Source organism: Sebaldella termitidis ATCC 33386 (assembly GCF_000024405.1).
GTDB classification, from domain to species: domain Bacteria; phylum Fusobacteriota; class Fusobacteriia; order Fusobacteriales; family Leptotrichiaceae; genus Sebaldella; species Sebaldella termitidis.
Window position 1 is genome coordinate 2,372,380 of sequence record NC_013517.1, and the last position, 12,582, is coordinate 2,384,961.

Consider the following 12,582-nt stretch of genomic DNA (forward strand, 5'->3'; position numbering starts at 1 on the left):
TTGATTCCTACCTATCTATTTCAGGGTATCTTTCTTCCAAATCTTTTAATTTTTTACTTACAATTCCATATATATCTAAATCTAACATATTTGTCATTGAAATCAGACCTATGAATACATCAGCTATTTCATCAGAAACTTCCTGTTTTTTGGAAATCTCCCATGAGTCAGATATATCTGACCAGACAAAATGCTCCATGAGCTCTCCTGCCTCTACTGAAATCCCCATAGCTACATTTTTGGGGTTGTCATTTTCCAGCCATCCCCGTGACTTTCTAAAGTCTTCTATTATTTTTACCAAATCGGATATTTTGAAATCTGTCATAATATCATCAGTCCTGTCTAAGTAGTTTTATTATTTTCTTCTTCCGGCTGCAGGTCTTTGTATTCTGCATTCAGATAAAACAAAGAAATTACACCGGTTTTTACACAAAAGAGAAATGAAATCATAAAACTGATAATACTTTGTGTAATTACTATAATAATTACCAGTAATAAATTCTTTGAAAAAAAATTAATAAAATTACTAAATGTCAGTATTATTTCCAGTATAAATATCAAAAACCAAAATATGATGTCTGTTAAAAAAATTTTGGTAAAATAATTTTTCGTTATATGCAAAGAATATAAAAGCGATTTTACAACACCTAATTTTCTTACATAATATATATTCTGAAAAAAAGCCAGTCTCACTTTTAGGAAAATGCATGCCGCAGCTCCGGCAACACATGCTGCCAAGCCTGTATACACAGCCAGTAATATACTTATATGACCTATCATTGTGAGAAACAATATAAAAATACCCATTGATACTCCTGCTACAAATAAAAATGTGAAATACAGGAGAGCTATGAATATTATTCTCTGCCATAATTTTTTTCCTGAAGCAAACGGTGATTCTATCTTTTTTCCGTTTTCAATATAATCCGATATTTCCACTCTGAGACCGCTGTATATAATCAGGGAAATAAAAGAGCTAAGTCCGCTGTAAGATAATATCAGCATATTCCAGAAGAATGTATCTTCCTTATTAAAAAACATTCTGGATCCCAGTTTCAAAATCATCAGTATAACCAAAGAAGGAAATAATGTTTTAATATTCAGCTTCAGTATTTCAAAAGACCAGTTAAAAGCATCTTCTATTGTCAAGGATTTTCTTCCCGGCCCTGATATGAATTTCTCCATTAAACCTCCTGAGTACATTTTTGCTCTTAATTATAACTTAAATTAACAAATTTTTCAAAGAAAAAGTGAAGAAAATAATAACTTAATTATATACCACTTCTTCAAGAACCCGTCCGCTCAGGTCTAAGAGCCTGAATGCAAGCCTTTCCCCGTCTCTGAATTCAGCTTCTATTACTTTATTGCCTTTTTCGTCAAAAAATTCCCATACTCCTGTCGGAATACCTTTTGAAAAATATTTCTTTGCCTCCAGTATTTCGTTTAGGGAGTATTCGATTCTTTCTATATCTTCCTGATTATTGGAATAATTTTCTATAAAACTTATTTTGGAATTCTCGTTATATGTTTTCCAGCTGCCTATTCTTATACCATTCGAAAATAGACCCTCTGCAAGAAGCTTCCCGTCTTCATAGTAATATCTGCCAAGTCCGTCTACCACTCCGTCATTATAATTTATTTCACTTCTCAAAGTTCCGGACTCATAATATTCTTTTTTTATATTTTCTATCTTCCCCCTTTTATATACAGCACTTTCTTTGAGCATTCCCGTTTCAAAATATTCATTATAGCTTCCGTCTTTTACGCCTTTTTTATATGTAATTTCCAAAATGGGAAAATTTTCGTTATAAACAATATATTTCCCATCATATTTATTATATTTATACTCTATTTTTGTGATTATGTCACCATTAAATTTATAAAAAGTTTCAGTACCGTGTAAAAGATCATTTTTATAGTTTGCTTCATATGATATTGTTTCATTTTCAAAATACTTTATTTCTTTTCCGTGCTTCATCCCGTTTTTATAGCCGGTAATACTTCTTATAGCTCCGTTTCTGTAATATTTTATTTCCTTCCCGTGCTTCTTTCCGGAAAGATAAGAGCTTTTTTCTGCTGTTTTCCCGTCAAAATCATATATTATAACAGGACCGTTTATAGTATTTTTATTATTAAACTTTTTCATATATCCTGAACTCTTGGGTCTGCCGTTCATAAAAAAATCAGTATATGCATAACCTCTGAAATTTCTTGTATCACTTATTTCCCTGTAATAAACAGCATTTTCAGGGTTTGCCCTGCTCCATTCCCTGTTGTAATAATAAGTATGTGTTTTTGCGAACAATGTACCCGTCATAAAAATAAAAAATATAAGTGTGTGTATTTTTTTCATACTTCACCTCTTTTGAAATATTATATCACATTTTCAAAACAAATTCTCTAGTTTTAATTAAAAAAAATCACTATTTCATAATTTTTTTCTTTATTTTGAAAACAGGATTTTGAATTTGAAATTTTTATTAATAAATGATATAATGTCTGGATGAAAGGAGAAATAAATGAAAAAACTTAACTTATTATTTGTTTTTGGTTTGATTTTTTTCACAAGTTTTTCTGAAGTTAATAAAAACTTTAAACCCAAAAATGTATACGAAACTTACGATATGATCGCAGAGGTTTATAATACTGATTTTAGCACAAGTGCGAATGTCAGTGTTGATTATAATAACCAGGCTGTGAATTTAGGTGACAATTCATCTTATTCAGGTTACTATGTAGACTATTATTCAAGCGGTTCTGTTAAAGCAATCAAGAATTTTAAAAATGGAAAGCTTGAAGGAGACTCGTTTTTCTACTCTTCCGCTGGAACTCTTGAGAAAATTGCTTCTTATAAAAACGGAAGCAAAACAGGCAGTGAAACAGAATATTACGATAACGGATCTCCGAAAGCATACCGTGAATATGTGAATGGTGTACAAAACGGGCTGGAATATAATTATGACGACACAGGACTTCTAAAGACAGTTTTCACTTATAAATATGGTGCTAAAAATGGTGAAGCTTATAAATTTTCTGATGGTATCGTCATTGAGAAAGAATTTTATGCTAACAATAAGCTTGAAGGTGAAGCGCAGTCATTTTATGCGAATGGTAAAAAGAAATCATCTGGTACTTTTAAAAATGATTACAGAGACGGAAAATGGCTCTGGTACCACCCGGACGGTGAACTAAAACTGGAAGAAACTTATGTAAGCGGTAAGGTTCTTGGAGATATAAAAGGTTTTTTCCCTGACGGCAGTGTCGAAAGAAACATTTCTTTAGTAAACGGAAATGGTGATTTTGTTCAGTATTATGACAACGGAATCGTAAAAGCCAAAGGACAATTCTATGATTACAGTGCAACTGGTGAATGGTTTTTTTATGACAAAAACGGAAACCTTGTAACTGTAAATTATTTTTAAAATGAAAAATCGGTTTTTCCTGTTCGGGAGAACCGATTTTTTAATTATATAACTAATCATAAAAAATAGTACTAAAAAACCGCCGCAAAAAACGGCGGTCATAACACGCTAATTAAGCGTAAAATCCCCTGTTTGTCCTGAATTAGCCTTGTTTATCAAAAAATTTGCCATTGTTTTAAATTCATTGGTTAATTCCGAATTACTTATATTTTCAATTGTACTCACATTTTGTGTACTCTTCAAACTTCTTGACAAGGCAAAAGATCCGTCTCTGAAATCTTTATCGCTCATTGAAAGAAGCTGTCCCTGTGAATTTTTCCTATCATACTGCACATTTATTATTTTTTCATTTTTTACAGTCATCTTCATAAATGCCTGCCATCCTCCGGAAGTTCTCCCATCAACCGAATAAGAACCGTCTTTCATTGCAGCCAAAGAAAAAAAACCTATTACTAGAAATAATAAAATACTAACTACTTTTCTCATAACTTCTCACCTCCAAGTAGTAATTATATTATACCATAATTATCGTATTTTTCAAAATTAACAATTATTATACATATAAAATCAGATTCCCAATCATTCTCACAGTGCGAAACTCAGATTTTACAATAACAGTATTCTTTTCCCCCATATTTTAAACAGACTGTTACTTTGAAAACTTTGACATAACCAGACTTTTTGCGAGCTTATATAAAAATATTGTCAGCAATAACGGCAGAATTATATATCCGAATATTGTTACCCCTATGATAAGCGGAACATCTTCTGAAATACTCTCAGTGACATTTCCGGCTTCAGTCTTGAAGCTGTCTATTTTATCCTTATAAGTGTCAACCTGTCCTTTAATATTAAAAATACTGGTATTTTCTGCCGGTCTAAAAAGTGCTTCTGCTGAAGAATTAAGATTTCCTACATTTTGTTCTATTCTTTTTATAGCCGGTTCTTTATATTCTGTTTCCATTACATTTACTACTTTTGAAGTCATAAACAATACAGACGGTATCAGTAAATATATAAACAAAAATGAATAAAAGAAATATTTGGAAATTTTTGATAATATTTCCGTGAATTTATTTTTTATAAACACCCACGGGGCAATAAAAATCATTGATACTGACAGTAAAAATGTACTGAGCTTCATTGTAAAAAAACCAAAATATAAAGTTTCTATTTTTAATATTACTACACTTAACAAGGAAGTTTTCCATAAAATATTTATCATTTCATAGACTGGTTCTATTATATCCCCTAATTCCAGATTTATCCCTATTACTGCATTGGCATTCAGAGTACTGCCTTCTATCACTCCCATTGTTCCCTTTATCACTGAAAGAGTCAGAAACAAAGTTTTTGACTGATTATACGAATTTCTCATATACTCTTCAGATTCATTTTTTAAAAAATCAAAAATTGTTATTTCAAATATTTTTGATAATACACCGAATACTGAAAGTATAATCCCCAGAATAACTATTATTTTTAATAATTTTTCCTTATTTCCTTCTGATAACTTCATCATTTTACACTCCTGTCTATATTCAGAATTTTTCTTATTACATATGAGGCTGCTGTTATTCCTGCTGCCGACGGCACGAAACTGTTACTTCCCGGAGTTATTTTCCAGGGAACTTCTTCACCCATAAAATATTCTGTTTTTCCTTCGTCTTTATATCTTGAACTTTTATCAGGTACCATAGGTATTTCTCTGGAAAAAACAACCGGAAGCTTTTTTATTCCTTTTTTTTTCAAAAGCTTTCTCAGCGTTCTGGCAAGCGGACACACCAGAGTATCATAGATATCACATATTTCAATCATTTCCGGAAACATTTTATTTCCGAATCCCATTGAAGAAATAATATTAATATTATTTTGACTGCAGTATTCTATGAGCATTGCTTTTGTCTTGACCATATCTATGGCATCAATAACAAAATCCGGATTGTATTTTTCAAAAAATTCCTTAATATTATTTTCTTTAAGAAGATTTATTTCTTTTATTACTTCACATTCAGGATTTATATCCTTTATTCTTTCTCCCATTACCTCAGCTTTATTAAGACCTACAGTACTTTTGAGAGAATGTATCTGTCTGTTTATATTCGATTCAGAAATTTTATCAAAATCAACAAGTATAATTTTTCCGACAGCTGATCTCGCCAGTGTCTCTGCGGAATATGATCCTACACCTCCAATTCCAAAAATTGCCACTGATGATCCTTTTAATTTTTGTATACCATTTTCTCCTATAAGCATTTCCAGCCTTGCAAATTCATATGACATTTATTTACTCCTAAATTTATCGTTGCTTTTACTTCTCATAAAAATGTTTTTTATAAAAAGCTGTACATATTTTACCATAATTTTTCTAAAAATAAAATAAAGGTATTATATGACTGCAGATATTCTGCGATATCATGTAATACCCAGTTAAAATTATATTTTTTACGCTTCGTTTTCTACATATTTTGAATTTTCCTGATAACTTTTATCTTTTGCATAAATGAATACTACACTCCCGCCTTTCAGCTCGTCAATTATCTGTGCATATTCCTCTAAAGGCAGTGCAGGACACCCGAGACTTCTTCCCAAATGACCGTTTGATCTCAAAAATTCCGGACTTGCATAGTCAGCTCCGTGAATTACAATTGATCTTGCTTCAGCATTGTCATTTATATCACTTTCGAGTCCGTATAATTTTAACGAATAACCGTTTGAACCCTCATAAGTATATCCTGTTAAATAAAATCCGAGACTGCTCATATTAGAATCTATGCTGTTAGAAAATTCTGTGGCGTAATTGTTTCCGGAATTTTTCCCATGTGCCACATAAGTATCATATAACACTGTATTTTTATCAAAATCTATTACGTAAAATCTCTTTTCTGATGAAGAACTGCTGAAATCTATTATTGTAAGGACATTTCTCTTCTTTTTTTTCACTTTTTTGAATCCGTCCACAGCCTGCTTAAAAACTTCAAAATCTAGTTTTTTATCAAGGCCGAGTGTCATATATTCCTCTCTTATTCCCTCATTACTTGGGTCAAAAATATTCATGCTCGATCTTAAGCTGCTGCTGTTATTGTCAATTATTTTAAACATATCTTCAAAATATTCTGAAGAAAATGATACCATCGAAAGTGTAAATGTCACTAATGATAATAAAATAAGTTTTCTCATTGTACTATATCATCCTATCCTAGTTTTACCGTTTCAAAATAATAATAAATCTCCTTTAATGTTTATATCATATTTTTAATTCAAAATCAAGAGCTGGTATAACAGATTGTTTTAAATAGGCGGTAAAAGCTGCTTGACACGCACTAAAAAATTAAAACCATTTTCTTTTTATCAGATACCATGTGCTGAGCATGGTCAGTACAATTGAAATTGCTATTACTATTATAAAAGCATATTTTTGATTTTGAAAAGGCAGCGGAACATTCATTCCGTATACACTGGATACCAGCATCGGAAAATTGAGTATAATCGTAAGTGCTGCCAGTGCTTTCATTACAATATTCAAATTATTGGATATAATTGAAGAAAAAGCACTTGTCAGACTGTCCACTATGTTATTGTACAGCTGGCTCATCTCCAGCGCCTGATTATTTTCTATTATTACATCCCTGATGAATTCTTTCTCCTCGTCATTTTCCGAAAGCTTTCCGCTCAAAAGTCTTTCCATTACCATCTGGTTTCCTTTTAGCGAAGTAGTAAAATAGACCAGACTTTTTTCTATTTCCATAAGATTTATCAGTTCCTGATTTGACTGTGTTTTTCTCAGTCTTGCTTCTGCTCTGATTATATTTATATTTAATGTCTTCAGATATTTCAGATATCTTTTTGTAGTGGCAAGAAGTACCATCATTACAAAGCTTCTTATACTTTCAAATTTTTTCCCGTAATTATTTATTACCACATCTATAATATTCATATCTTCGGAAGCAATAAGAATAAGTTTTTCCGGAGTCAGTATTATTCCCATCGGTGTTGTCTTGAAAGTAAGATTCCCCGGCTTATTATCATCTTCTGTCGGAACTCTTATCAGTAAAAACAGCTGATTTTTATAATTTTCCAAACGCGGTATTTCATTCTTATCAAGTGAATCCTTTAGATATTCATGGATTATCCTTTCTTTTTTGGAAATTTTATAAATATCTTCATACTGAGGATCTACCATTTTTATTAAATTAGCATCTTTATACTCGGCAGAATTTTTTATTTCCTTTACATGACCGTTCAGCCTGTAATATCTTAACATTCTTCACCTCCTGCATTTTTATAATACTTATTATTCATAATGTGAAGTATCATAAAACAGTTCTTCACCGAATAAACCATTATTATAATTATACATTGTCAAAGAAACATTGGGCTTTAAACCTCTGCTCCAAAAATCCTTTACTTCCAGATTATTTATTGCGGAGATTATCGCCATAAGTGACATTCCGTGAGCTACTACAAGTATTTTCCCATCTTCCTTAGTGATAATATCATCTAAAAAATTAGAGGTTCTGCTGATCAGCTCTTTATATGTCTCGCCGTTATATTCTGAAGGATTATATATTTCCGGATCTTCATGCATAATAGTTATTTCCCCTTTAAATCTTTCGTTCAGTGTTTCTATCTTTTTTCCTTCAAGAACGCCAAAATTCATTTCCTTTAATCTTTCGTCCGTAACTATAGGGCTTACTCTGTTTCCCAGTACTAATTCTGCAGTTTTCATTGTTCTTCCGCTTGGAGAAGCATAAACTTTTGAAAACTCAATATCTGCCAATCTTTCACTCAGCTTTTTTGCCTGAAAAATCCCAGTTTCCGTCAAATCTGAATCTAATGTCCCCTGTAATCTCATTTCTACATTCCATTTTGTCTGCCCGTGTCGAACTAATAGTATATCCAGCAATTTGTTCATCTCCTTATTATTTTTATATTATTAAAAAGTTTTAAACTGATCAGAAGTAAAAGTCCACTCCGGAGTATTCAGCGTCTGTTTTATTTCGTCCAGTGAATACCACGGTGAAATTTTACTGTTAAAATTCTTTAGTATATGCATATCCTGAGCTGGCATATAACTCTGTGCCAGAAGAAATACTTTATTTCCTTCCTTGTTCTGTCCTACATCCATAACTATTATAGCATGTCCAGGAAAACCGGGTTTTATAAATACATCTCCGGGAATCATATCTTTTATATCTTTACTTTTCATCTGTTTATCCAATGAATAAGTATTTGCATAAGAAAAAACCATTATCAGATATTTTCTGAAATTTTCATAACCATAATCTTCTTTTCCGCTTTTCACCCATGTGCTTTTATTTGAGCTGTTGGAAATTTTATATCCGCTTGCCCATTTATCAAAGTTGGCATCAAATCCGTTTACAAAGTTAAAGCTTATCTCTTTGTAACGTTTGTTTTTGTACAGATACTCTGCCCGAAGCCGCATTATAGCATCTGCACACTGCTGTAAATCCTGTGTTCCCACATCTATATCCAGTATACTGTCATGCACTTTATTCGGTTTTTCTCTCCCGTCAAAATAATACACATTTTCTCCGTATTTTTTCACCGGAAATGTCTGAAGATAATGGGCAAAACTATCTTCCGGAAATGTCATTCTTGCATATCCTTCCGGAAGATTATATCTTTTATCCACCGTCATTCCGTCCGGTATGACTATAGACTTTATTTCAACTGCTGTACCTGTATTTCTGCTTTCCTGTATATTGTCAGCTTTTCCCGACTTGCCGCAGGAAATCAAAAATATGACTATTATTAATAGTAATGTAAATTTCTTTTTTCTCATTATTCCTCCCGTAATATATAAAAAGACTTGTACACTTTACCGGTTAAGCAAAATTCCAAGTCCGTTTTTCTTTTATTCTATTCTGTATTCAATAGATATTACTGCTCTTACAGTTTTTTCAATAGAATATGTGTCATAATAACCAGTATCCGAAGTTTCAGATGTATTGTCCCCTGTTATCTGAAAAACACCCTGATTTACAGTTTTTACTCCGCCTATACTTCTTCCGTTATTTTTCAATAGTTCATTTGCTCTGAGTCTGGCATTTTTAGTTGCTTCTCCGAGTAAGTCTATTTTCAGCTTTTCAATATTAGTGACAAAATACTGTGGTTCAGAAACTGCAAGTTCAATATTTTCTGATAATTTTAATGCCAAAGGATCAAGCTTATCCACTTTATCAGTAGTTATCACTATCATCTGAGTAGCATTATATGATAATATCCTTGTTGTCTGATTACCTCTGTCATTAAAATAATATACCGGCTCTGAAACTATATTTTCAAGTTTAATTTCAGAATCCTCGAAACCCTCTGCTTTTATCTGATCCGCTATATTTTGTGTATTTGTTTTCAAATGCTCCACAGCTGTATTTATATCCTTATCGCTTGATTTAACAACTATAGCCAAAATTCCTTTATCGGACTTTACTTTTTTATCTGCTACCCCTTTTACGGTAACAACATCGTCTTTCTTTTTCAAAGACTCTATGGTATTTGATACTATTGCACTAGATATTATCAAACCTAATGAAAGTATCACAGCTACCAGTACAAACTGTACCCTTTTCATAAAACACCTCTTTGGTTAAAATTATTTCGACTTAAATATAATTATAAAGAATTTAAAGTATTATGTCAAGATGAGTTTCACACACAGACAACCGGCTGTAATGTTATAAAACCCTTGTCTTTACAGAATCAATACTATCATTTTTTATTTGCATACACTTGATTTGTCCTGATATATTTTTTCCAGTTTATCGTCTGCTATATTCATTTTATAGGCAGTACCTGTCTTCATATCCAGTTCGATATACGCTCTGTTTACAGTATGTGTATCATGATCCTCAAATATCTGATATTTATAATATCCGGGTCCGTCCTTTTCAGGGCTGTAATATTTCAAATTATCGTTTTTTGAGACAATAAGCTTATCTTTTATTACTGTATTTAGTAATTTTTCAGCCTTTGCATCACAATTGGAAAAAGCTGCTGCTCCTGTAATCAATGCTAATAAAAATATTCCTTTTTTCATTTTTCTCCTCGCTTTCTTTACTCTTAGTGTACTAATTTTCCCAGTAAAAATCAATTAATTTTTATATTTTTTTCATTTATATAAAAATTTCTATATGAAAATGAATATTTTAAATTCTATTGTTAAATATGGTATAATTATAGTGTGTGGTAGAAAGGTACGATTATGAATAATATTAAAAATTTAGACTGTAATGAAATAAAAATGATTGAGTTTAAAGGGAGTGGAAGAAAGTGTATTTTCAGAAATTCAATTTTTAGGAGTATGCTTTATGAAACACTGGATTCAAAAATCATTGATGCTATAAAGAATACCAAATCAGGGATTGCATCACAGATTAAAGAATAAGAATTCATTGTATTTATTATAAATCCACACACAAACCGGGAAAGTATTTCCCGGTTTTTTATCCGCAAAATATAAAAGGAACTGCTGATAACATAAAATTATATATCGTCGCAGAGGCTGTCAGGGATCTACACATATATAATTTTTTTGTTAATACACAGTTCCAAATCTATTTTATATATACTTAAGGTAGTTTTAGAAATATAAGGGAGGTAAAAACCTCCACGAACACACAAAACATTAAGAAAAATACTCTCTCTTCTAAGTCAAGTATATATTAACAAAAATTCCATGATAATAATACACAATTTGTGAAGAAAATTATTATCATTTCCTTACAAAATTGATAGTTCATTCTAAAATATAGTACTCAGACATTTTTTTCCAGCAGCGACACTACTTCTACATGAGGCGTATTCGGGAACATATCCACACACACACTCTTTACCAGCTCAAACCCAGATTTTTTTAGTATCTCTACATCCTGAATAAATGTTTTTGGATTACATGATACATAAATTATCTCATTCATATCAAATTCCAGTATTTTTTCAAGAGCCTTCTGTCCCACCCCGGCTCTCGGAGGATCAAATATAACTATATCAGGTCTGATATCCGCTTCTCTCAGCTCCTCTGCTTTTTTGAATACATCTCCGGCAATAAATTTACAGTTTTTTATATTATTAAGCTCTGCATTTTCATTTGCTTTTTCTACTGCTTCCTCTACCAGCTCTATTCCATAAACATATCTGGCATTTTTAGATACTATCTGTCCTATTGTCCCGGTTCCGCTGAAAAGGTCAAAGATTATTTTATCCTCGGTATCCGGCAAAAATTCCAGAACCTTCGAATACAGTAATTCAGCACCTGACGAATTAGTCTGAAAAAATGAATACGGACTTATTTTAAAGTCATGTCCGAGAAGCTTTTCATGAAAATCCTTCTCTCCATACAGTATTTTTTCACTTTCAGAGTTGACAGCATCTGAGATATTGTCATTAATCGTCCATAAAAGTCCGATAATCTTTTTGCTAAGTTCCAAACTTAAAATTCCGTTCCTCCATTCATTCATGTCATAGTCTGACTGTGATGTTGTTATCAGATTTATAAGCAGTTCTCCTGTAAATTCTCCTTTTCTTATCACAAGATTTCTAAGAAAACCTGTATGTTTCATTTTATGATAAAAGCTTAAATTTTCCTTTTTAAAAAAATCAATAGTAAAATTAGTTATTTTATTAAAATCCTCATCCATTAATTTACAATCTCTAATGGTTATTATATCATAAAAACTTCCTCTCTTATGAAGCCCGAGAGTAAGCGGTCCGTCTTTTTCCGCATTGCCGAATGTAAGCTCCATTTTATTTCTGTAGCCAAACTGCTGCTTTGCCGGAACTATTCCCAAAAAGTTTTCGAAATCAATCTGCTTCCCGCCAAAAAGCTCTCTTATTTGCCCGGTTTTCAGCTCAAGCTGATCATTATATGATAAATGCTGATAAGTACAGCCTCCGCACAGATCAAAATGAATACAGGCCGGTTCTATCTGATTTTCCGCTTTTTTTATTACCTCTACATTTCCAAGCTCTATTTTATCTTTCTTCATTTTCTTTATTCTGCCTGTTACGGTTTGACCCGGTATGCAGTTTAGTTTCGGGTAAACTTTCCTTTGTTCAAAAAAACCATATGGTTTATTTGGGAACTTTACATCAACTACTTCTATTGTAAGGTGTTCTCCTTTTTTCATTTTCTCTCCTA

General features: G+C 31.8%; 15 protein-coding genes. 2 read left to right on the forward strand and 13 right to left on the reverse strand.

Translation table 11 applies throughout. The features are described from left to right. Positions 1 to 7: 7 nt before the first annotated feature. From STERM_RS11025 to STERM_RS11035, 3 genes are all read right to left on the reverse strand, one after another. Positions 8 to 325 carry a nucleotide pyrophosphohydrolase gene (locus tag STERM_RS11025; RefSeq protein ID WP_012861692.1) on the reverse strand — a complete coding sequence of 106 codons (318 nt, stop codon included), beginning with the start codon at positions 323 to 325 and terminating at the stop codon, positions 8 to 10. Between the two features lie 17 nt (positions 326 to 342). Further along, entirely contained in the window at positions 343 to 1,185 is an 843-nt protein-coding gene (locus STERM_RS11030) for a hypothetical protein (RefSeq protein ID WP_012861693.1), read from the reverse strand. A gap of 82 nt (positions 1,186 to 1,267) precedes the next feature. Continuing rightward, complete coding sequence (locus STERM_RS11035) at positions 1,268 to 2,353, reverse strand: toxin-antitoxin system YwqK family antitoxin (RefSeq protein WP_012861694.1); 1,086 nt, start codon at positions 2,351 to 2,353, stop codon at positions 1,268 to 1,270. Positions 2,354 to 2,519: 166 nt separating this feature from the next. Between STERM_RS11035 and STERM_RS11040 the strand changes: the two genes are divergently transcribed. Next, positions 2,520 to 3,422: a toxin-antitoxin system YwqK family antitoxin gene (locus tag STERM_RS11040; protein WP_012861695.1), complete on the forward strand. Its 903-nt coding sequence runs from the start codon at positions 2,520 to 2,522 to the stop codon at positions 3,420 to 3,422. Between the two features lie 108 nt (positions 3,423 to 3,530). Here STERM_RS11040 and STERM_RS11045 read toward each other — a convergent pair whose 3' ends face one another. The 9 genes from STERM_RS11045 to STERM_RS11085 all read right to left on the reverse strand — a co-directional run bounded on the left by STERM_RS11045 (position 3,531) and on the right by STERM_RS11085 (position 10,482). Next, positions 3,531 to 3,908, reverse strand: a complete 378-nt coding sequence (locus STERM_RS11045) for a hypothetical protein (RefSeq protein WP_012861696.1) — start codon at positions 3,906 to 3,908, stop codon at positions 3,531 to 3,533. A gap of 163 nt (positions 3,909 to 4,071) precedes the next feature. Further along, complete coding sequence (locus tag STERM_RS11050; protein WP_012861697.1) at positions 4,072 to 4,944, reverse strand: hypothetical protein; 873 nt, start codon at positions 4,942 to 4,944, stop codon at positions 4,072 to 4,074. Next, positions 4,941 to 5,705 carry a tRNA threonylcarbamoyladenosine dehydratase gene (locus STERM_RS11055; protein WP_012861698.1) on the reverse strand — a complete coding sequence of 255 codons (765 nt, stop codon included), beginning with the start codon at positions 5,703 to 5,705 and terminating at the stop codon, positions 4,941 to 4,943. The genes STERM_RS11050 and STERM_RS11055 overlap by 4 nt, the downstream gene beginning before the upstream one ends. A 162-nt stretch (positions 5,706 to 5,867) precedes the next feature. Then, positions 5,868 to 6,602 carry a murein L,D-transpeptidase catalytic domain family protein gene (locus tag STERM_RS11060; RefSeq protein WP_012861699.1) on the reverse strand — a complete coding sequence of 245 codons (735 nt, stop codon included), beginning with the start codon at positions 6,600 to 6,602 and terminating at the stop codon, positions 5,868 to 5,870. Positions 6,603 to 6,753: 151 nt separating this feature from the next. Further along, complete coding sequence (locus STERM_RS11065) at positions 6,754 to 7,686, reverse strand: magnesium transporter CorA family protein (protein WP_012861700.1); 933 nt, start codon at positions 7,684 to 7,686, stop codon at positions 6,754 to 6,756. Positions 7,687 to 7,716: 30 nt separating this feature from the next. Further along, positions 7,717 to 8,328: a histidine phosphatase family protein gene (locus STERM_RS11070; RefSeq protein ID WP_012861701.1), complete on the reverse strand. Its 612-nt coding sequence runs from the start codon at positions 8,326 to 8,328 to the stop codon at positions 7,717 to 7,719. A gap of 30 nt (positions 8,329 to 8,358) precedes the next feature. Further along, the gene (locus tag STERM_RS11075; protein ID WP_012861702.1) at positions 8,359 to 9,228 is read right to left on the reverse strand and encodes a DUF4846 domain-containing protein; all 870 of its coding nucleotides are present in this window, start codon (positions 9,226 to 9,228) and stop codon (positions 8,359 to 8,361) included. Between the two features lie 72 nt (positions 9,229 to 9,300). After that, a complete protein-coding gene (locus STERM_RS11080) occupies positions 9,301 to 10,017 on the reverse strand; it encodes an SIMPL domain-containing protein (RefSeq protein WP_012861703.1) in 717 nt (238 codons plus the stop codon). Positions 10,018 to 10,161: 144 nt separating this feature from the next. Next, complete coding sequence (locus STERM_RS11085) at positions 10,162 to 10,482, reverse strand: hypothetical protein (RefSeq protein ID WP_012861704.1); 321 nt, start codon at positions 10,480 to 10,482, stop codon at positions 10,162 to 10,164. 165 nt (positions 10,483 to 10,647) lie between these two features. Here STERM_RS11085 and STERM_RS11090 point away from each other — a divergent pair, with 165 nt between their 5' ends. Then, complete coding sequence (locus tag STERM_RS11090; protein ID WP_012861705.1) at positions 10,648 to 10,830, forward strand: hypothetical protein; 183 nt, start codon at positions 10,648 to 10,650, stop codon at positions 10,828 to 10,830. A gap of 370 nt (positions 10,831 to 11,200) precedes the next feature. Here the strand turns inward: STERM_RS11090 and rlmD are convergent, their stop codons facing one another. After that, positions 11,201 to 12,571: a 23S rRNA (uracil(1939)-C(5))-methyltransferase RlmD gene (gene rlmD / locus STERM_RS11095; RefSeq protein WP_012861706.1), complete on the reverse strand. Its 1,371-nt coding sequence runs from the start codon at positions 12,569 to 12,571 to the stop codon at positions 11,201 to 11,203. Between the last annotated feature and the right edge of the window lie 11 nt (positions 12,572 to 12,582).

What these genes read in the sequence shown, in the direction of transcription:
- STERM_RS11025 (WP_012861692.1), bottom strand. Translation starts at nt 325, where the DNA reads ATGACAGATTTCAAAATATCCGATTTGGTAAAAATAATAGAAGACTTT.
- STERM_RS11030 (WP_012861693.1), bottom strand. Translation starts at nt 1,185, where the DNA reads ATGGAGAAATTCATATCAGGGCCGGGAAGAAAATCCTTGACAATAGAA.
- STERM_RS11035 (WP_012861694.1), bottom strand. Translation starts at nt 2,353, where the DNA reads ATGAAAAAAATACACACACTTATATTTTTTATTTTTATGACGGGTACA.
- STERM_RS11040 (WP_012861695.1), top strand. Translation starts at nt 2,520, where the DNA reads ATGAAAAAACTTAACTTATTATTTGTTTTTGGTTTGATTTTTTTCACA.
- STERM_RS11045 (WP_012861696.1), bottom strand. Translation starts at nt 3,908, where the DNA reads ATGAGAAAAGTAGTTAGTATTTTATTATTTCTAGTAATAGGTTTTTTT.
- STERM_RS11050 (WP_012861697.1), bottom strand. Translation starts at nt 4,944, where the DNA reads ATGATGAAGTTATCAGAAGGAAATAAGGAAAAATTATTAAAAATAATA.
- STERM_RS11055 (WP_012861698.1), bottom strand. Translation starts at nt 5,705, where the DNA reads ATGTCATATGAATTTGCAAGGCTGGAAATGCTTATAGGAGAAAATGGT.
- STERM_RS11060 (WP_012861699.1), bottom strand. Translation starts at nt 6,602, where the DNA reads ATGAGAAAACTTATTTTATTATCATTAGTGACATTTACACTTTCGATG.
- STERM_RS11065 (WP_012861700.1), bottom strand. Translation starts at nt 7,686, where the DNA reads ATGTTAAGATATTACAGGCTGAACGGTCATGTAAAGGAAATAAAAAAT.
- STERM_RS11075 (WP_012861702.1), bottom strand. Translation starts at nt 9,228, where the DNA reads ATGAGAAAAAAGAAATTTACATTACTATTAATAATAGTCATATTTTTG.
- STERM_RS11080 (WP_012861703.1), bottom strand. Translation starts at nt 10,017, where the DNA reads ATGAAAAGGGTACAGTTTGTACTGGTAGCTGTGATACTTTCATTAGGT.
- STERM_RS11085 (WP_012861704.1), bottom strand. Translation starts at nt 10,482, where the DNA reads ATGAAAAAAGGAATATTTTTATTAGCATTGATTACAGGAGCAGCAGCT.
- STERM_RS11090 (WP_012861705.1), top strand. Translation starts at nt 10,648, where the DNA reads ATGAATAATATTAAAAATTTAGACTGTAATGAAATAAAAATGATTGAG.
- rlmD (WP_012861706.1), bottom strand. Translation starts at nt 12,571, where the DNA reads ATGAAAAAAGGAGAACACCTTACAATAGAAGTAGTTGATGTAAAGTTC.